Origin of the sequence: Halorussus salilacus (genome assembly GCF_024138125.1) — an archaeon.
GTDB lineage: Archaea > Halobacteriota > Halobacteria > Halobacteriales > Haladaptataceae > Halorussus > Halorussus salilacus.
On record NZ_CP099993.1, the window covers coordinates 989694 to 1007040 of the forward strand.

General features: G+C 68.2%; 19 protein-coding genes. 11 read left to right on the plus strand and 8 right to left on the minus strand.

Annotation, left to right across the window (positions count from 1 at the left end):
* Positions 1–55: 55 nt before the first annotated feature.
* A complete protein-coding gene (locus tag NGM10_RS05060) occupies positions 56–1402 on the minus strand; it encodes a D-aminoacyl-tRNA deacylase (RefSeq protein ID WP_253482485.1) in 1347 nt (448 codons plus the stop codon).
* Between NGM10_RS05060 and NGM10_RS05065 the strand changes: the two genes are divergently transcribed.
* On the plus strand, positions 1392–1532 hold the full coding sequence (locus tag NGM10_RS05065; protein ID WP_253482487.1) for a hypothetical protein: 141 nt from the start codon (positions 1392–1394) through the stop codon (positions 1530–1532). The two genes, NGM10_RS05060 and NGM10_RS05065, sit on opposite strands and share 11 nt — an antisense overlap.
* Before the next feature lie 22 nt (positions 1533–1554).
* Here NGM10_RS05065 and NGM10_RS05070 read toward each other — a convergent pair whose 3' ends face one another.
* Together NGM10_RS05070 and NGM10_RS05075 are read right to left on the minus strand one after the other, a co-directional pair.
* Positions 1555–2901 (minus strand): sodium/calcium exchanger protein, encoded by a 1347-nt coding sequence (locus NGM10_RS05070; RefSeq protein WP_253482490.1) that lies wholly within the window; start codon positions 2899–2901, stop codon positions 1555–1557.
* Between the two features lie 90 nt (positions 2902–2991).
* Positions 2992–3978, minus strand: a complete 987-nt coding sequence (locus NGM10_RS05075) for a calcium/sodium antiporter (protein WP_253482493.1) — start codon at positions 3976–3978, stop codon at positions 2992–2994.
* 96 nt (positions 3979–4074) lie between these two features.
* Between NGM10_RS05075 and NGM10_RS05080 the strand changes: the two genes are divergently transcribed.
* The 6 genes from NGM10_RS05080 (at position 4075) to NGM10_RS05105 (ending at position 9316) form a co-directional block, all read left to right on the plus strand.
* The gene (locus NGM10_RS05080; protein ID WP_253482496.1) at positions 4075–4899 is read left to right on the plus strand and encodes a shikimate dehydrogenase; all 825 of its coding nucleotides are present in this window, start codon (positions 4075–4077) and stop codon (positions 4897–4899) included.
* Between the two features lie 27 nt (positions 4900–4926).
* A complete protein-coding gene (locus NGM10_RS05085) occupies positions 4927–5616 on the plus strand; it encodes a helix-hairpin-helix domain-containing protein (RefSeq protein WP_253482499.1) in 690 nt (229 codons plus the stop codon).
* A 49-nt stretch (positions 5617–5665) separates the two neighbouring features.
* Positions 5666–7204, plus strand: coding sequence for an anthranilate synthase component I family protein (locus tag NGM10_RS05090; protein WP_253482502.1), 1539 nt, complete (start codon positions 5666–5668; stop codon positions 7202–7204).
* 116 nt (positions 7205–7320) lie between these two features.
* A complete protein-coding gene (locus NGM10_RS05095; protein WP_253482505.1) occupies positions 7321–7899 on the plus strand; it encodes an anthranilate synthase component II in 579 nt (192 codons plus the stop codon).
* The gene (locus NGM10_RS05100; protein WP_253482508.1) at positions 7878–8759 is read left to right on the plus strand and encodes an aminotransferase class IV; all 882 of its coding nucleotides are present in this window, start codon (positions 7878–7880) and stop codon (positions 8757–8759) included. Before NGM10_RS05095 ends, NGM10_RS05100 begins: the two co-directional genes overlap by 22 nt.
* 146 nt (positions 8760–8905) lie before the next feature.
* Positions 8906–9316 carry a Rieske (2Fe-2S) protein gene (locus NGM10_RS05105; protein WP_253482511.1) on the plus strand — a complete coding sequence of 137 codons (411 nt, stop codon included), beginning with the start codon at positions 8906–8908 and terminating at the stop codon, positions 9314–9316.
* On the opposite strand, the gene NGM10_RS05110 is transcribed toward NGM10_RS05105, so the two are convergent.
* Positions 9317–9607 (minus strand): transcriptional regulator, encoded by a 291-nt coding sequence (locus tag NGM10_RS05110; protein ID WP_253482513.1) that lies wholly within the window; start codon positions 9605–9607, stop codon positions 9317–9319.
* A gap of 79 nt (positions 9608–9686) precedes the next feature.
* Between NGM10_RS05110 and NGM10_RS05115 the strand changes: the two genes are divergently transcribed.
* The 3 genes from NGM10_RS05115 (at position 9687) to NGM10_RS05125 (ending at position 12822) form a co-directional block, all read left to right on the plus strand.
* On the plus strand, positions 9687–11324 hold the full coding sequence (locus NGM10_RS05115; protein ID WP_253482515.1) for a bacterio-opsin activator domain-containing protein: 1638 nt from the start codon (positions 9687–9689) through the stop codon (positions 11322–11324).
* 60 nt (positions 11325–11384) lie between these two features.
* On the plus strand, positions 11385–11777 hold the full coding sequence (locus tag NGM10_RS05120) for a winged helix-turn-helix domain-containing protein (RefSeq protein WP_253482517.1): 393 nt from the start codon (positions 11385–11387) through the stop codon (positions 11775–11777).
* A gap of 76 nt (positions 11778–11853) precedes the next feature.
* A complete protein-coding gene (locus NGM10_RS05125) occupies positions 11854–12822 on the plus strand; it encodes a nucleotidyltransferase family protein (protein WP_253482519.1) in 969 nt (322 codons plus the stop codon).
* Between the two features lie 73 nt (positions 12823–12895).
* On the opposite strand, the gene NGM10_RS05130 is transcribed toward NGM10_RS05125, so the two are convergent.
* Entirely contained in the window at positions 12896–13624 is a 729-nt protein-coding gene (locus NGM10_RS05130; RefSeq protein ID WP_253482521.1) for a diphthine--ammonia ligase, read from the minus strand.
* Between the two features lie 40 nt (positions 13625–13664).
* Positions 13665–14804 (minus strand): DUF373 family protein, encoded by a 1140-nt coding sequence (locus NGM10_RS05135; RefSeq protein ID WP_253482523.1) that lies wholly within the window; start codon positions 14802–14804, stop codon positions 13665–13667.
* 114 nt (positions 14805–14918) lie between these two features.
* Here NGM10_RS05135 and NGM10_RS05140 point away from each other — a divergent pair, with 114 nt between their 5' ends.
* The gene (locus NGM10_RS05140; RefSeq protein ID WP_253482525.1) at positions 14919–15470 is read left to right on the plus strand and encodes a GNAT family N-acetyltransferase; all 552 of its coding nucleotides are present in this window, start codon (positions 14919–14921) and stop codon (positions 15468–15470) included.
* 335 nt (positions 15471–15805) lie between these two features.
* Here the strand turns inward: NGM10_RS05140 and NGM10_RS05145 are convergent, their stop codons facing one another.
* Positions 15806–16078, minus strand: coding sequence for a hypothetical protein (locus tag NGM10_RS05145; protein WP_253482528.1), 273 nt, complete (start codon positions 16076–16078; stop codon positions 15806–15808).
* 311 nt (positions 16079–16389) lie between these two features.
* Positions 16390–17340, minus strand: a complete 951-nt coding sequence (locus tag NGM10_RS05150) for an endonuclease III domain-containing protein (RefSeq protein ID WP_253482531.1) — start codon at positions 17338–17340, stop codon at positions 16390–16392.
* Between the last annotated feature and the right edge of the window lie 7 nt (positions 17341–17347).

Consider the following 17347-nt stretch of genomic DNA (forward strand, 5'->3'; position numbering starts at 1 on the left):
GACATCTGGTGACAGTTCGGCGCGAGAACGGGTGTCGCGCGGGGAATCCCCGGACTCAGACCGGGAACCGCCGAACCCGCTCGCTTCTGACCGCCTCGGGGGAAATCTGCGCGCCCTCGACCTCGACCGCCTCGCCCGCCGACAGTCTGCCGAACGCCGGACCCTCCTCGACCCCCAGTTCGCGCGCCTTCTCGGGGTCGAAGGCGACCTCGCGCGCGACGACCGCGTCGGCCTCGCGCGCGACCGACTCGTACTTCGATTCGAGCACCCCGGCCAGCGCCCCGACGAGCGATTCGCGGTCCCTCGGACCGCGAATCGCGGCCCGACCGACCGCGCGGGTGCCGCTCTGCTCGGTCTCGAACGCGAGCGCGTGGGCCGCGACCGCCTCGCGTGCCGCGTCGGGGTCGATTCCCTGTGCCTCCGCGAGCAGGTCGTCGGGGAGCGCGACGAGTTCGTAGTCGTCCGTGCCGCGACCGTCGTCGGCGACCCCGCCCGCGGCGGGGTCGCCGAACCGCAGGCCCTCGCCGACCGTCGAGAGGTCGGCCTCCAGTCGCTCGACGAGGCCGAGCGGGACGCCGGTCGTCTCGCGGACCCACGTCTCGCTCACGACCCGGTAGCCCAGTTCCTCGATAACGGCTTCGAGGTCGGGACGGTCGCCGTCGAGGACGGCGACCTCGGCGCGACTCCGCTCGAACGCGCGCCGGATCACCTCGCGGTTCTCGGCGGGCGCGCCCAACGCCGCGAGTCCCCAGTCGGCCGCGACGTGGCCGACCGCCCAGTCGGTCTCGCGGGCGATGCGCGAAAATCGCGGCGCGTAGTGGTTGCCGCCGAACCCGACCAACTGTCTCGGGCGGTGGGCCGCGACTCCCTCCAGATCGAGGACCGCGCGGGCGACCGCCCGCGCGGCCGCGGGGTCGTCCCACTGGGGGTCGTCGCTCCCGAGTTCCGCGAACATCGAGGGGACGCCGACCGCCGAGGGACCGTGGTGGGTGCACTCCATCCCGACCTCGTAGCCCTCGGGCGCGCGGTCGGCGAAGGCAGAGAGCAGGCGGGCGTGGGCGTTCGGACACGCTTCGGCGAGTCGGCCCTCGCGACCGCCGAACTCCGCGGGACCGAAGTTGCCCGTGAAGTGGGCGGTCAGGAGGGGGCCGGTGTCCCCCGAGTGCCGGGAGACGAACACGAGGAGGTCGGGGTCGGCGAAGGGTTCGGCCGCGTCCTCGATGTCGAGGTGGAGGTCCTCGAACTCCCGGAGTTCGAACCCCTCGCGTCGGTAGTATCGGCCGCCGCCCTCGGCGTCGGGGCGGGCGTCGTCCTCGCGACGCTCCCAGTCGGCGAGGTCGAGCAGGTGGTCGCCGATGTGAACCGAGGCCGAGTCGGCCCTGCTGACGACGATGGCTATCACGGTCGGGTGTAGGTCGGGCGAGCGCGAAAAGCGCGTCGGAACCGCGACGGTCCCGAACCGCGACCGCTCGGGCGACTTCCCAGCGCCGACGACTTCCCAGCGCCGACGACTGCCCAGCGCCGACGACTGACCCGCGTCGGTGCCGACGCGGGTCAGTCGTCGGCGTGGTCCACCGACTCGCTGCCGCCGGGGAGGGCGTCGCGGGCGTTCGAGACCGTGCGGCCGAATATCCACCGGAGTTCGTCGCGCCGGGCCACGAACAGCACCGAGCCCAGAAGGAGGTAGACGGCGGTGTAGCCGTAGAGGAGAAGGATGGACAGCTCGGTCGCCGCGGGTTCGGCGACCGTCCGAATCACCCAGAACTCCACGGCGACCTGGGAGGCGAACAGCGCGAGCAGGACGAGCGCCTCCCGGACGCTGATGCTGAAGTTGGCGAGCACGCCGATGGCGAAGAAGCTCTGGGCCGCGGTGATCCATATCTCGACGGCCTGCTTCTCGTCGAACGGGAGGCTCCCGACTCGTCCGAGCGCGATGCTGTAGACCACCGCGAGCGTCCCGATGAGCAGAGTCCACTGATTGAGCTTCGAGGAGATGAGCGCGTTGAACCCGGCGGTCGAGCGCGCCTTGTTCACGAGGTACGCGACCACGATGAGCTCGGGCGATTCGGACGCCAGCGGCGCTATCCACTGAATCATGAAGAACGGCGGGATGCCAGCCGACAGCCCGATCTCCTCCAATCCGTGGGCGAACGGGTGGACAGCGACGTAGATCATCGCGCCGGAGTACGCAAAGAGGAACAGGACCGTCGCGATTCGCGGGGCCTTCGAGAACCGCTGGAGGTACCGCGGGACCCCGACCTGCTCGTCGTGGGCGTCGACGTCGCCGCGGATGATGATGGCGATGTAGGCGACGTAGATGCTGACCAGCACGAGGGTGTCGACGACGCCGATACCCGCTCCCAGCGGGACGAAGAACGCGAACGCGGTCGCGGCGAGCAGGAAGGCGATTTCGAGCGCGAGGTCGCGGTCGAGTTCGACCCGGTTTCGCAGGAACCCCGGTCGCTCGACCACCGCGGGGTCGTCGCCGCTGCGCGACCGATACACCGTGAACAGCGCGATTCCCGACCACCCGAGACCGATGAGGATGCGGTTCGCGCCGGTCATGTTCGCCACCGCGAGGTTCCCGGCCTCGATGCCGCGCTCGGTGCCCGCGTTCGCGCCCGCGGTCCACGCGTACAGCGCGTCGACGGCGTACTCGGGCGCGACCGCCAGCACCGCGAGGACGGCTATCGCGAACGCCCGCGGCACGTCCTTCTCGGCGGTCTCGGCACCCCAGGCGAGCAGGAACGACGCGCCGAGGACCGAGAGGCCGGTGATAGCCACCACGCCGACGACGCCGACCGAGTCGGCCGAACCGGTCAGGTAGGTCGCGAGCCACGGGGCGGTGAGGGCCAGCGCGAGCGCGACCGCGAGTAGCGGGTGGCGTACTGGGCTGTACATCTGGCTCGGTGTTCGTAGACGCCCCGCGAAAGTAGGCCTTGCGCTGCAGTTCCGGGAATACGCGCAGTTCCGGGAATACGAGCCCTCGCGCTACAGTTCAGGGAAGAGGAAGTAGATGAACGCGGCGTACCCCGCCAACAGCAACACCCCGTTGGCGCGCGAGATGCGCCTGCTCGCGGCCATCAGCGCGATGGCGGCGACCGTGAACCCCAGCAGGACCGGGAAGTGGAACGACTGGACGCTGGTCTTGACGGTGAGCGGATTCACTATCGCGAGCAGGCCGATGACCGCCAGCACGTTGTAGATGTTGCTCCCGATGACGTTGCCGATGCTGAACTCGGCCTCGCCCCGGAACGCGCTCACGACCGAGGTCGCGAGTTCGGGCAACGACGTGCCGAACGCGATGACGGTCAGCGCGATGAAGAGGTTGCTGAACCCGTACGCCCGCAGGAGGTTGGTACTGCCTTCGAGCAGACCCATCGACCCGCCGAGGAGGAACGCGCCCGCACCGAGCAGTATCACCGCGTCTCGAAGCGAACTCGACTCGTCGCGGTCTACGTCCACGTCCTCGGTGATGGCCGCGGCGGCGTCGCCCTTGCGCGAATCGTAGAGCAGGTAGCCCGTGAACCCCGCGAGCAGGGCGAGCATCATGGCACCGTCGAGCGCGCTCAACGACCCGTCCAGCCCGAGGACGACGAGCAGAACGGCCGCGACGAACATGAACGGGCCGTGCTTTTTCAGTACGTCCTTGTCGACCGACATCGGCCGAACCAGCGCGGAAGCCCCGAGCACGAGGCCGATGTTGGCGATGTTCGACCCGAGGATGTTCCCGAGTCCGATGTCGTCGCCGATGCCGATGCCGCCGACCATGCTGACGAACAGTTCCGGAGCGGTCGTGGCGAACGCGATGACCGTGACTCCGACCGTCGCGGGGTTGACACCGAACCCGACCGCGAGCTTCGACGCGCTCTTGACGAGGAGTTCCGCGCCGAGATACAGGAACAAGATGCCACCGACGAGATACGCGACGTCGAGGACCGACCACGCGTGGTCGGTCGCGAGCACGAGAGTTGACATTGGGGGTTCCTTTCCGCTGTGGGACTTAAACTTCACTGAAACGGACTCCGAGAAGTAATCACAGACGTTATCGGGTGTCACGCGCTCTCTGGTGGTATGGACGTGTACGGACTCCTCGGAAATCCGGTGGGTCACTCGCTGTCGCCGCCGATGCACGAGGCCGCCTACGACGCCCTCGGGACCGACGCCCGGTACGTCACCTTCGAACCCGCCCCCGACGACCTCGGGGCCGCCATCGAGGGCGCACAGGCGCTCGGTATCGCGGGGCTGAACGTCACCATCCCGTTCAAGGAGAACGCGCTCGCTCACGTCGAACCCGACGACCTGGCGGCCCGAATCGGCGCGGTCAACACCGTCGACTTCGCCGGAGACGGACGCCCACGCGGCTACAACACCGACGCCACGGGCGTGCGCCGAGCGTTCGCGCACCACGACGTGACCCTCGCCGGACGCGACGCCGTGGTGGTCGGCGCGGGCGGTGCCGCCCGCGCCGCGGCGTTCGCGCTCGCCGACGCGAGCGCGTCGGTCCACGTCGCGAACCGCACGGTCTCGCGGGCCGAGGCGCTCGCAGACGACATCGAGGGCGCGACCGGCGAATCCGAGAGGGCGACCGCCGGAGGGCTGGAGACGCTCGAAACCCGGGTTCCCGACGCCGACCTGCTGGTCAACGCCACCAGCGTGGGCATGGAGGAGGACCGCTCGCCGGTCCCCGCCGACGCGCTCCACGGCGACCTCGCGGTCCTCGACGCGGTGTACCGGCCACTGGAGACCCGACTGCTCCGGGAGGCCCGCGAGCGCGGCGCGACCACGGTCGACGGCGCGTGGATGTTGCTGTATCAGGGCGTCGAGGCCTTCGAGCGCTGGACCGGTCGGGACGCCCCCGTGGACGCGATGAACGAGGCGCTTCGGGCACGCCTTTAAGTGGGACGCCCGTCTACTGTCACGCAAATGGGACTGCTCACCAAGCTGAAGTCGTTGCTCGGACTCGACGAGGACCGCTCGCAGGTGCGCCGGACCGACTCGGGCGTCACCATCGAGCGGGAACCCGAAGAGTCGGCCGAACCGGACGCGGAGACCGAGAGCGCCGTCAAAGGCGTCGATACCGGCGCGAAAACCGAGGAGTCCTTCGAGACCGACGAGTCCGCGGAGTCCGACGAGACCGACGCCGACGCCGAGACCGGCGTCTCGACCGAGGACGTCACGGACGTGCCCGACGAGGACAAGGGCGACGGCGAGGAGGAGACCCGAGTCCAGGACGCGACCGAACCCGCGGAGGCGGCCCAGCCGTCGACCGAGACGGGCCAACCCGGCCAGACCGAGGACACCGAACCCGAGCCGAGCCCCGAACCGACCGAGGAGGAGTCGAGCGCAGACGTGGGCGAGGCCGCTGGCGAAGACGAGGTCATCGACGAAGACGCGACCGCCGAGGTCGACGCGGCCGCCGACGAGCCCGTCGGCGAGGGCGAACCGCTCGACGAGATCAAGGGAATCGGTCCGGCCTACGCCGAACGGCTCCGCGGGGCGGGCGTTCCCGACGTCGCGGCGCTGGCGAAGGCCGACGCCGAACAGCTCGCGCTGGAGACCGACCTCTCCGAGAAGCGCATCTCGGGCTGGATCGAGCGCGCGCAGAACCGCTGACCGGCGCGAATCGCAAAGCCGTTAGCCGCCCCCTCCCACCTCTCGTCCGATGAGCGACCCGACCGTCGTGACCGACCGCGAGACGTTCCGCGAGACGTGCCGTGACGCCCCGCGAGGCGCGCGCGTCCCCGTCGAGGTCCGAGTGCGCGTCCCCGACCCGTTCGAGGCCTACCGGCGGGCGCGCGACGGCCCCGGCGGCTTCTATCTCGCCACCACCGGCGGCCGGTCGGGGTGGGGCTACTTCGGCGTCGAACCCATCGAGCGACTGCAGGTCCGCGAGAGGGCGGTCGCGCTCTCGGAAGACGGGAGTCCGAGTCTCGAATCCCTCACCGCCGCACTGGACGGCGAACGGCTCGTCCGCGGCGACTGCGACGTGCCGTACCCCTGCGGACTGTTCGGCTGGCTCTCCTACGACCTCGCCCGCGAACTGGAGGACCTGCCCGACGACGCCGAGGACGACCGCGACCTCCCGCGACTCCAGTTCGGGCTGTACGACCGCGTCGCGGCGTGGGAGGAACCCCGAGACGCGAGCGAGGAAACGACCCTGCGCGTCACCGCCTGCCCGCGACTCGGCGACTCCGGGGGCGACGACTCCGGGAGCGACGGCTCTGAGAGCGACGACTCCGGGAGCGTCGAGCGCGCGTTCGAGTCCGGCCGCGAGCGCGCCCTCGAACTCGCTCGCGCGGCGACCGACGGCGAGACCGCCGTCGGTCGCCCGCCGGTCGACGGCGAGACCGCCGCGTTCGAGAGCGACTGCGGTCGGAGCGACTACGCCGACCGAGTTCGCCGGGCCAAGGAGTACGTCCGTGACGGCGACACGTTCCAAGCGAACGTCTCCCAGCGGCTGGTCGCGCGGGCCGCGGTCCACCCGGTCGAGGCGTTCGACGCGCTTCGGCGGGTGAACCCCGCGCCGTACTCCTGCCTGCTGGAGTTCCCGGGCGTGGACCTCGTGAGCGCCAGCCCCGAACTCCTGCTCGACGTGGACGGCGACCGCGTCGTCACCGAACCCATCGCGGGCACCCGACCGCGCGGCGAGACGCCCGAGGCCGACGCCGACCTCGAAGCCGACCTGCTCGGCGACGAGAAAGAGCGGGCCGAACACGCCATGCTGGTGGACCTCGAACGCAACGACCTCGGGAAGGTGTGTGCGTACGGCTCCGTCGAGGTGTCTGACTACCGCCGCGTGGACCGCTACTCGGAGGTGATGCACCTCGTCTCGGAGGTCGAGGGGCGATTGCGCGAGGACGCCGACCTCGCCGACGCGATAGCGGCCGTCTTCCCCGGCGGTACCATCACGGGCGCGCCCAAGCCCCGGACCATGGAGATAATCGACGAACTCGAATCGACTCGCCGCGGTCCCTACACCGGGAGCGTCGGCGTCCTCGGGTTCGACGACCGGGCGACGCTCGACATCGTCATCCGGACGCTGGTTCGCCACGGCGAGGAGTACCACCTGCGCGTGGGTGCCGGAATCGTCCACGACTCGGTGCCCGAGACCGAGTACGAGGAGACGCTGGCGAAGGCGCGGGCGCTCCTGAACGCGGTCGACGAGGCGCTCGGCGAGGAGCGACGGGTAGCCGTGGAGTGACGGACCGACCGAAGCCGGGCGGTTCCGCCGCGAAGGCCGGGTACGTCTCCCTCGGAAAACCGGGAGCGTTAACCCCCTCGGTTGCGACTCATCGACCGAAACACGGCTCTCCGACCATGACCGTCCTCGTGATAGACAACTACGACTCGTTCGTGTACAACCTCGTCCAGTACGTGGGCGAGTTCGCAGACGAGGTCGTGGTCCGACGCAACGACGCCGTCACGCTCGACGACGTTCGGGACCTCGACCCCGACGGCGTAGTCGTGTCGCCGGGGCCGGGAACCCCCGCGGAGGCGGGCGTCTCGGTCCCCGTCTTCGCCGAGACCGACCTCCCCGCACTCGGGGTCTGTCTCGGCCACCAAGCGCTCTGTGCGGCCAACGGCGCGGTGGTGGGCCACGCGCCCGAGGTGGTCCACGGCAAGCCCTCCCAGATTCGCCACGACGGCGCGGGCGTGTTCTCCGGCCTCCCCGAGCGCTTCGAGGTGGGCCGATACCACTCGCTGTCGGTCGCCGACGACACCCTCCCCGACGCGCTGGTCCCGACGGCGTGGACCGACGACGGCGTGTTGATGGCGGTGCGCCACGAGTCGAAACCCCACGTCGGCGTGCAGTTTCACCCCGAGAGCATCCTGACCGACGCCGGTAAGTACCTGATACGCAACTTCTGGGAACGATGCCACCGACCTACCACGTAAACGGCGACCTCGTCCCGGCCGACGAGGCGACGGTGAGCGTCCGCGACCGCGGGTTCACGTACGGCGACGCCGCGTTCGAGACGATGCGCGCCTACGGCGGCGAGGTGTTCGAGTGGGAGGCTCACGCCGACCGCCTCCGGCGGACCTGCGAGACGCTCGCAATCGACCACGGACTCTCGGACGCCGACCTGCGCGGGCGAATCCGCGAGACGCTCACAGCGAACGACCTCGAGGACGCCTACGTGAAGCTCTCGATAACCCGGGGCGTCCAGCCCGGAAAGCTGTCGCCCGGCCCGACCGAGGACCCGACGGTCGTCGTCTACGTCGCCGACCTCCCGCGGGGCGGAACGGGGGCCGACGGCGAGGGGAGCGAGTCGGTGTGGGACGCCCCCGCGACCGCCGAGTCGGTCGAGACGCGCCGGATTCCCGGCGACGCCCTCCCCGCGAGCGCGAAGACCCACAACTACCTGAACGGCGTCCTCGCGCGCCTCGAACTCGGCGAGGACGCCGACGAAGCCATTTTGTGCGACGGCGACGGCAATCTCACGGAGGGCGCGACCAGCAACTGCTTTTTCGTCCGGGACGGCACCCTCCACACGCCGAGCCTCGACGGCCCGGTCCTGCCGGGAATCACGCGCCGCGTCGTCCTCGAACTCGCCGACGAGCGTGGGATTCCGACCGAGGAGGGGAGCTACGACCTCGCCGCGCTTCGGGAGGCCGACGAGGCGTTCCTGACCAACTCGACGTGGGAGATTCGGCCGCTCGCGTCGCTCGACGGCGCGAACCTCGGCGCGGGACCGATTACCGACGAACTCGCCGCGGCGTTCGACGCTCGCGTCGAACGCGAGTGCTACGGGTAGTCGAGCGCGACTGCTACAGGTAGTCGAACTCCCGGTCGGGCGTCTCGGTCGGGGAACGTCGGTCGGACGGGACGCCTCGGCCGGGCAACTGTCTCCCATCCTCGAACGGAAGCGTTCAAAGGCGGCGACCGACTACCCACGCCCAGATGGACGAGGACAGCCGAATCGCCGACCTCGACGACGTGCCGACCGACTCGACCCTCCTCTTCACGGTCCGGGACGGCTTCGACGAGCGCGAAGCGGTCCTGACGAGGACGGAAGACGGCGAGGTGCGTGCGTACGAAAACTACTGCCAGCACTGGACCGACGTGCGCTTGGACAAGGGAAGCGGAGCGGAGAAGCGCGACGGCGAACTCGTCTGCGGCACGCACGGCGCGCTGTTCGCGGCCGATACCGGGGCCTGCACCTACGGCCCCTGCGAGGGCGCGGTCCTCCAGCGCGTCGAGGTCGCGGTCGCCGACGGCGGGGTGTACCTCGCCGACGACGGCTACGAGTTCGTGGAGGTCGGGTCGTCGATGGAGTACGACCTCTCGTCGGACCGGTCGCTGGGCTTCTGACTACTCGATCCTGAACGCGGGTTCCTCGACCGACTCGCTCTTGCACTCGGGACAGCGCGACGGCCGGTTCGCCGGGTCGTCGAAGCCGTCGAACCCGCAGTCGCGACACTCCGGCGGGGCCACCAGCAGTTGCTCGTCGCTCTCGGACAGCGACCGAGCGACGTGACGGACGTGTTCGACCGCGAGGCTCGCGGTGAGGTCGAACTCCGTCGCGAGGGCGCTCGGCGAGGCGGGGGTCTCGCGGAGGTGGGCGGCGATTCGCTCGCGGGTCGTCTCGTCGGCCTCTCGCATACCCGTCGGTCGCTACCGAGCGAACATAACCCTTCCGCCGGGGGAGTTTTAGGGGACTATGATATAAGTTATCAATATAGTGGCGACTGATAATTTCGACGGCGACTCAGACGGCCTGCGCCAGCGGGTCCAGCAACTGGAGGCCATCATCGAGAGCACCACCGACCCCATCACGGTGAAAGACCGCGAGGGCCGGTATCAGTTCGTCAACGGGGCCACAGCGAGGTATCTGGACCGCGAACCGGAGACCGTGATCGGCGCGACCGACGAGGAACTGTTCGGCGAGGAGCGCGGGGCCGCCATCCGACGGAAGGAGCGGGCGGTCCGCGAGACCGAGCGGACCCAGACGTTCGAAGAGGTCCTGCCGGTCGGAGACGGCGAGCGGGTGTTCGAGTCGACCCGCGCGCCCTACTACGGACCCGACGGCGACCTCGCGGGCACCGTCACCGTCTACCGGGACGTGACCGAACGGAAGGTCCGCGAGCGGGCACTGGAGAGCCAGCGCGACCAACTGGCGACCCTGAACCGCATCAACGAGGTCGCCCGCGGGGTCGTCCGGGCGCTCATCGGCGAGCCCACCCGCGAGGAGATAGCGCGGACGGTCTGCGACCGCCTCGTGGAGTCGGAGCTGTACCGGGTGGCGTGGGTCGGCCAACCCGACCCCACGGGGTCGACGATAACCGACTTCGTGGGGTCGGGGGTCGACGACTCGGCGCGCGACCTCGTCGAGACCATCGACGCGAGTCAGGACAGCGACGAACCCGTCCCGACCGCGTACTACTCGGGGGAACCACAGGTGGTCCAGAGCGTCTCGGCCGACGAGACCCTCCGCGAATCACACCGGACGAACCTCCTCGACAGCGGCGTCGAGTCGGGCATCGTGGTCCCTATCCGGTACGGCGACGCGACCTACGGCGTCCTCGCGGTCGGGACCGACCGAGTTTCGGCGTTCAGCGGGCGCGAGACCGACGCCTTCGAGGTGCTGGGGGAGGTCATCGGCTTCGCCATCGGCGCGGTCAAGCACCGTCAGTTGGCGCTGTCGGACGCGGTCGCCGAACTCGAATTCCGGCTGACCGACCCCGACTCCTTCTACATCGCGGCCACCGACCGACTCGATTGCACCCTCGAACTCGAAGGCATGGCCGCGGGCCCGGACGGGACACTCCTGTTCTACGACACGGTCAGAGGGGCCGACTCGGACGACGTCCTCGAACTCGCCGACGACTGGGACGCGGTCGAGGACGCGCGCCTCGTCGGCGAGCGCGGCGAGGGGGCGCTGTTGGAGTTCGTCCTCTCGGGGTCGTCGATGGTGTTGACCCTCGCGGAGTACGGCGCGAACACGACCGAGGCGGTGACGAGCGACGGCGAGGCCCGGATCGTCGCCGAGGTCCCGGCCGAGGCCGACGTGCGCGAGGTCGTCGAGCGAGTGCGGTCGTCGTTCCCGAGCGTCGAACTCGTCGCCAAGCGCGAGCGCGAACGCGACGTTCGGACCGCCCGGGAGTTCCGCCGGGACCTCGCCGACCGACTGACCGACGCCCAGCGGACCGCGCTCCGGGCGTCGTACTTCGCGGGCTACTACGAGTGGCCCCGCGACAGCACCGCCGAGGACGTCGCCGCCTCGCTGGGCGTCTCGTCGCCGACGTTCCACCAGCACATCCGCAAGGCCCAGCGGGAGTTGCTCGCCACGTTCTTCGACGCCGAGTACGACCGACCCTAGGTGTTTAGGCTCACCGTTCTTTGTCGTTCCGTCGAAACTGTGTAGCAACGAGGGGTCACCATGAGCGAAGACCGAACAGCGCCAGACGGACGTGGGGGAACGACAGAGGGGGACGAAACAGGGCTGGACGTGCCATCGCCGGTTCCGGCCGAGCGGTCGCTGTCGGCGAGCGAACTCGACGTGCTCTTCGAACTGCTCGCCGACTCCCAGCGGCGGGAACTGCTCGCGTACCTCGTGGACGCCGACGACGGCGTCGCGTCGTTCTCGGACCTCATCGACCGCGTCGCCGACGCCGAGGACGCCGCCGACCGCGAGGTGGCGATATCGATCCGCCACGCCCACCTGCCCAAACTCGCCGACGCCGGGGTCGTCGAGTACGACGAGCGCAGCGAGACGGTCCGGTATCGCGGGGACCCCGCCCTCGCCGACTGGCTCGACGCCGTCCGGGAGTGAGGAGTCGCGGGCGGAAATCCGGCCGGGAACCTCGGAAATGAAAAAGGACTTACCGGGCCGGGTCGACCCTCGTGTTATGAAAGCCGTCGTTCTTGCTGGCGGGTACGCGACGCGGCTGTGGCCCATCACGAAACACCGACCGAAGATGTTCCTCCCGGTCGGGGATTCGACCGTCATCGACCAGATATTCGCCGAACTGGAGGCCGACGACCGCATAGACGAGGTGTTCGTCTCGACCAACGAGCGGTTCGCCGACGACTTCCGGGACCACCTCGCCGACAGCGAGTTCGACAAGCCCACCCTCACCATCGAGGACACCTCCGAAGAGGACGAGAAGTTCGGCGTGGTGGGGGCGCTGGCCCAGCTGTTCGACCGCGAGGGAATCGACGACGACACCCTCGTCATCGCTGGCGACAACCTCATCAGCTTCGCGGTCAGCGACTTCCTCGACTTCTTCGAGGCCAACGACTCGCCGACGCTCGCGGCCTACGACGTCGGCTCCCGGGAGCGCGCGAAGTCCTACGGGCTGGTCGAACTCGACGGCGAGCAGGTCGTCGACTTCCAAGAGAAGCCAGCGGACCCCAAGAGCACGCTGGTCTCCATCGCGTGCTACGTGTTCACCGCCGACACCATCCCGCGGTTCGACGAGTACCTCGAATCGGGCAACAACCCCGACGAACCAGGGTGGTTCGTCCAGTGGCTCCAGTCGAAGGAGTCGGTGTACGCCTACACGTTCGACGAGGCGTGGTTCGACATCGGCACGCCCGAGAGCTACCTCGAAGCCGTGGGGTGGAAGCTCGACGGCGAGAGCAAGATCGCCGACTCGGCCACCGTCGAGAACACCACGGTCGGCGACAACGTCCACGTCATGCCGAACGCAGAGGTGGTAAACTCCAGCGTCAACAACGCCATCGTCTTCCCGAACGCCACCATCCGGGACTGCGACATCCGCGACTCCATCATCGACGAGAAGACCCGCGTCGAGAACATGGACCTCGCCGGTGCGCTCATCGGTGCGCACACCCAGATTCTGAACGGGGACTGACGGTCGCGTCCCGGGTCGCGAGCGCGGCTTCGCCGCGCTCGCGACCCCGGACGGGCCCGACCGCACCCGAACGCTACGACCCCAACCGAGCGTCCTCGACTCGAATCGTTCCGCGCGTCCCGTCCCACTCGGTGTCGTACTCCAGTTCGATGGGTCGGTCCATGTGGGGCCCGTCTGTGACCAGCGTCTCGAACTCCCCGCCCTCGCCGAGGATGTGGACGCCGTGGCTCTCGTTGAGTCCTTCGAGTTCCTCGAAGGCCTCGGCGTCGAGGGTCCGGCCGAGCCACGACTCGTCGAGGCCGTAGGCCGCGACCCGGACGACGGTTATCTCGAAGCCCGCCTCCAGCATCGCGTCGGCGAGTTCTCGGGGGTCCTCCCGCCAGAGGGGCGCGAACAGGTCGGCGTCGAGCCGGTCGCACAGCCCCTCGATGCGGGAGGTCTGGTACTCGCTCTCGACCGCCCCGGCCGTGAGGCCCGCGATGCCGCCGGAGAGGTCGGCGTCGAGGTCCCGGAGGGCGGCTTCGAGGGGCCGGAGTTCGGCGTCGCCCTGCGCGCCCGACTCCTCAGCGTCGTCGGCCCCGAAGTCGTCGGGTTCGACCTCCACGAGCGGGATGCCGATGCTCTCGGCCGCGAGGGCCGCGAGTTCGGTCGCCGGAACGTGGTACATGTAGGAGTCGCCCTCCGGATGGACCGTGAGGAGTCGCGTCACGTCCAGTCCCGATTCGAGGGCGCGGTACAGCGCCCACGAGGAGTCCTTGCCGCCCGAGAAGAGACTGACCCACTGGCCCTGCTGGTCGCTCATGGCCGCGAATCGGAGTGCCGCGGCTAAATGTCTCGCGGTCTCACTCCGGAATCTCCTCCAGCGTCGTGCCGGTGACGTACGAGGAGAGCTGTACCCCGAGGAGGCTCACCACGACGCCAGCGGTCACGAACAGCGCGAGTCGGGTGCCGGGCGCGAGCGAGAGGCTCCGGAGCGTGAGGTTGCCGACCTCGACGTGGGGGACCTCCACCGGGGCGAGGTAGTCCTCGCGCTGGAGGAAGTACGCCGAGAACCCCCGGACCACCAGTCCGACCGCCAGCACGCCGAACGGGAGGTTGAGGTAGGAGTTTCGCACCCGGTCGTTCCGGATGGCCTCGTCGAGGAGCCGCCCGGTCGAGGCCGCCATCGCGGCCCCGGCCAGCCACGGCACGCTGGCGAACGCGAACGCCATCGCGGGCATCAACACCCCCTCGACCGGAATCGACATCTCCGAGACTTCGAGCGCTCCGGCGAACACGCCCACGAGCGCCAGTCCCGCGGCGACCACGTAGGTGACGATGGAGACCCGCCCGGAGTAGAGCGCGTCTTTGGCCTGCCCCGGGAGGTCGGCGACGTAGTCGTCGACGCCGAGGCCCTTGTAGAGGACGAACACGCCGATGACCGCGGTGATGGTCGAGACCGCGATGGCCTGCCCGAACGCCATCAGCAGGATGGGGAACGCGAGCAGGGCGACCCCGACCGGGACGAGGACGGTCTGGCGTAGCTCCTCGTCGGCGAGGAACTGCTTGAGCAGGTAGTAGGTCGACTCGATGTCGCGGGCCTGCCGGACGACCACGCGGTCGACCGCGTCGACCTGTACCCGGCTCTCGATGATGGGGACGAGCCGTTCGTCCTGCGCGCTGTCGATGACGACCACCGCCGAGTCGGGGTCGTACTTCTCGACGAGTCGGTCGGTCTGCTCGGCGACCGCACGGTCCCGGCCGACCATGGTGTCGGCCGCCCCGGAGATGACCGCCACGGTGACCTCCTCGTCGCCGTCCCGGAGGTCCCGAGCCACCCGCAGGGATTCGAGCAGACAGTTGACGCTGGCGTCCTCGGGGTCGGCGAGTCCGACCTCGGTGACCAGCGACCGGACCGCCTCCCACCCGGCGACGGGCGTGTCGAGTCCGGTCTTGGTTCCGATGTCGTCGTCGCGGTCGACGCACACCACCAGCGTGCTCATGTCGCGTGCCTGAATCCAGACGTGCGGGGGATAAAAACCCTCGTGCTAGCCGGTCGCCGACCCGTTTCGGTCGGATGCGGAACGCATATGCCACCCGACAGTATCGGTGAGCGTATGCCCGGCGCACGCATCACGCGCGGCCAGCGAGTCACGCTCCGGACGGTCGAGAGCGAGGACGTTCCGTTCGTCCAGCGCGCGAGCGCCGACCCCGACATCCGGTACCCGCTCGGAACGCCCCTCCGGAACCGAGCGCAACTCGACGGTCTGGTCGAGGACGAGAGCGCCGACCGATTCCTCGTCTGCATCGAGGACGACGGCGGTCCGGGCCGACCCGACGACGAGGACCTCCGGCGGGTCGGCGTCGTCACGGTGAAAGACGCCGACTACAAGCGCCCCGAACTCGGCTACTGGCTCGTCCCGGAGGTCCACGGCGAGGGCTACGGCACGGAATCGGTCGGCCTCGTCGTCGACTACGTCTTCCGGGAGTACGACACCCCCGCCATCGGCGCGCACGTCTTCGCGTTCAACGACGCCTCGCGCGCCCTGCTGGAGTCGCTCGGATTCGACGAGGAGGGGCGCAAGCGGAAGTTCATGTTCGTGGACGGCGAGCATCGGGACATGATCCAGTACGGGCTTCTGCGGAGCGAGTGGCGGGGACAGGAGTGAGTGCGACGGGGGACCCGACGAGTCAGGCGGATTTTGCCTCCGCGGGGTCCACGAGGTTGGCGACATGTCCGAAGCCGTCGAACCTCCTTCGGTCACCATCAATGCTACACTTCGGGCCGGGAACCCCCCTTCCCCACGTTCGACGGGACAAGAGACCGCCCCTTACCACAGAAAATACCAATATTATTAGAGGATAAATTCAGTTGCGAGGTGAGAAACTTTCTGTGAGCGAAGGGGCTTATGCGAGCGAGGCGTGATTTATCTATTTTAAAAACCTGTCGCGTCGAAGCCGCTGAACAGCGACGACGCAACGCTATCAGCTTTGGCTCTCGTTGTCAGTAGAATTTCCAAACGAGAGCCACCACGCCAGCCAGAACCCCCATACCAAGTGTTCCCACTATGGCTGACCTCACCATCTTGTACACATTAACTGCCATGTCTTCTGGCAAGCCAGCGTCGTACAGGAATCCTGCAATTCCTGAAGCCACACCATTGGCTACCCCAAACACGAAACCAGCTGTGAGTAGTCCAACGATGGCTACTCCAAGGAACATTAGCAATATTTTTTCATCTTGGTCTCTTGAAGCCATCATGTCATCGAACGACATGGTATCTAATAAGCTTTGGGGCAACTCCACATTCTCTATTCCAAGATTATAAGCAGATAGACGGCTCAATACACGCGAATACTGCAACGATTGCATCCCATTTTTACATATAAAAGGCGGCATTTATTTCCACCCTCTTTCCCCTGCTTAGATTCCCATCAATAGCCGCTAATGAGACGATTATCATGGGTTTGAACATCTATGGGTTCGGAGAATCTCGCCCAGAATTTTGCAACGGAGTTTTGCAACGAACAAGGGGGATTTGCAACGATTTCAGGATTTGAGTGCATTCAAGATTGAGTGAATAAGTGTCACTCAACTGTCTCCGCTGGGTCAACAACTTCTCCAGTTTCTGGGTTGACTCCTACACGGTCACAAAGGTCATACAGCGGGCAAGCTTCTGGTCCCTCAAGGCAGACAGGCTTACGGGCCGTACAGTATTCCCGGCCGAATTGAATTGTAGCTGTATGACCGAATCCGCATTTCTCTGGGGGTACACCGCCGTGAGCAAAGGTAATTTCCTCCCCGTCAATGAGGTAAGTCCCCCCGTTGTGGAACTCATCGCCATCTGATTGACTGGCCTCTTTATAGCGTTTTGCTATCGTCTGCGGTCCGAACCCACATTTCTCGGCCGGAACGTCGCGTTCCAGGGCCGCCCGGACTTCCTCGTGGTCGGCGTCAGGGGCCGCGATCCCGAGTCGTCGGTAGACGCGGTGGACGTGGGTGTCGACCGGGAAGACGCCGCCGCGACCGCCCGCGAACAGCAGGACGCAGTCGGCCGTCTTGGGACCGACGCCGCTCAGGTCGAGCAGGGCCGACCGGACCTCCGCGGGGTCGCCGTCCCTGACGAACTCGTCGAACGCCGCCGCGCTCCCGTGGTCGTCGAGGACGCGCTCGGCCACGGCGGTCAGCACGTCGGCCTTCCGGTTGTAGAGTCCTGCGGGCCGGATGGTGTCGGCGAGCGCCTCGGGGTCGGCGTCGGCGAGCGCGGCCGCGAGGTCGCGGCCGCCCTCGCCGTATCGGTCCATCAGCGCGTCGTGGGCGGGCTGGCTCGCCACGTCGCTGGTGTTCTGGCTCAGGATGGTGCGGACCAGACACTCGAAGGCGTCCCGGCCGCCGTAGGTCTTCGTCCAGTACAGGTCGCCGAGGCGGTCGACGACCGCCTCGGCTCGGGTGGCGGGGTCCCCGGACGCGAACTCGGCGAACGAGCTCCCCGCGGGGTCGCCCCCGCTGATGTTCTCGGCGGGTTCGGGGTCGTCCATGGCCGAC